Below are 1,490 nucleotides of genomic sequence, written 5' to 3'. Positions count from 1 at the left end.
CAGTTCTGGAAAATGCCGTTTTCCCACAGCGACTGGCCGGCGCCGCGCACGAACAGCGACACGCCGACGACGAGACGTTTGCTAGTGCAAGATTTCGAGTGGTGCCCTGCCCTTGCCATGCATTCCTCTAGATTGAGAAAATTTTCATAACAGAAGTTCGTTGCCCTGCGTACCGTCGTCGCACAATCATGAGCTGACTCTTGATCCTATTGAGCCAGCCAATCCGTGTCCATTGAGCCGACCAAGCATGGCAAAACACCGTAACAATTGTGCTGAAGCAACCGGACGCTCTTTCATCGTGCGCGTGACTTTTATCAAGCTGCTGCGCAAACCAGCCGCGATGGCAGAGTGTCGACCGTATAACGCACTCGCAAGTCCAACTGCATATGCAATTTCCACTTCGCGACGCGTCTTTTCGTCCACATGGGGGTCAATCAAAGCATCTGCAATGCGCTTGAATTGCATCACCGATCGGTTCACTGATCGGCCATTCGAGTTCTTCGTTTTCCCCAAGTGGCGAGGCCTTCCGACGTAGTAGCCTTGCACCCAATTTGCACCGGCCAACGCGGCAACGCGCAGCAATTCGGCACTTTCTATACCCTCCACCACAATCTGCGGTGCATGACGTCCCGCGCGAGTTACCAATTCTTCAAACTGATCGACACGTACCTCATCGGAGCCATTTTTCGGTAACATCCGCCCGGAAATCTTGATGACGTCGGGTGACACGATCCTTGCACTGTTCTCGATGCTGAATCCATCACCTAAATCGTCCACGGCGATTCTGCAGCCGATCTGCTGCAAGCGTTCAACAAGCACGTGGCCCGAGACGGGGGACAGTTGCGTGGTTTCGGTAATCTCCACGACTAGGCGACTAGCGATATCGGGTCTTCCCGCAAGCCGCTGAAGGATTGAATCCCACCACTGGATCTCATTTGCACTTTGCGCAGAAATATTGACCCCCAGACGAAAGTCAATGTTCGACTCCATAAATTCAATGGCCATCCCGACAACGTAGCGGTCCAGGAAGCGCATGAGCCCAAGGCGTTCCAGACTGCTAATGAACGCTGACGGATACGTTACTCGGTTGTGGTCTCCAAGTATTCTCACCAGACACTCGCAATATAGCGGCTCTTCATCGCCATTCAGGCTCAATATCGGTTGAGCATGCAATACCACTCTGTCTTGAGCAATCGCAGCCAGTACCATGCCTGCTGCCCTCGTGTCTGAATTCAGTTGCCGCCGTGGATCTCGTCCAGCAGCATGTTGGGCCAGTACATGTTCGCATCGGATCACGACACCTCCGTGCACTCAACAGCGCGATGTTGCGTTCCAGGCGTAATGAGGCACGACGAATTCAGCGCGAATCTACCGACGACACACTTTCTTCCCAACGGCTGGCCGGCGGTGAGGCGCTTGCCCTCGCCGGGCGCTTGACGGGCATTGGAGTCCGACATGCGTATGCTCCGGTTCAGGCGACCAGACGCGAG

General features: G+C 54.7%; 1 protein-coding gene. It reads right to left on the bottom strand.

All coding sequences use genetic code 11. From position 1 onward, the window contains the following. Positions 1 to 186: 186 nt before the first annotated feature. Positions 187 to 1,209: an EAL domain-containing protein gene (locus tag WS61_RS32675; protein ID WP_095211613.1), complete on the bottom strand. Its 1,023-nt coding sequence runs from the start codon at positions 1,207 to 1,209 to the stop codon at positions 187 to 189. Positions 1,210 to 1,490 lie beyond the last annotated feature (281 nt).

It is taken from the genome of Burkholderia sp. ABCPW 11 (genome assembly GCF_001523445.1).
Taxonomy (GTDB): Bacteria; Pseudomonadota; Gammaproteobacteria; order Burkholderiales; family Burkholderiaceae; genus Burkholderia.
Note: the sequence above shows the minus strand (reverse complement) of the source record. Positions and strands in the feature narration are given on the sequence as shown.

What these genes read in the sequence shown, in the direction of transcription:
- WS61_RS32675 (WP_095211613.1), bottom strand. Translation starts at nt 1,209, where the DNA reads ATGGTACTGGCTGCGATTGCTCAAGACAGAGTGGTATTGCATGCTCAA.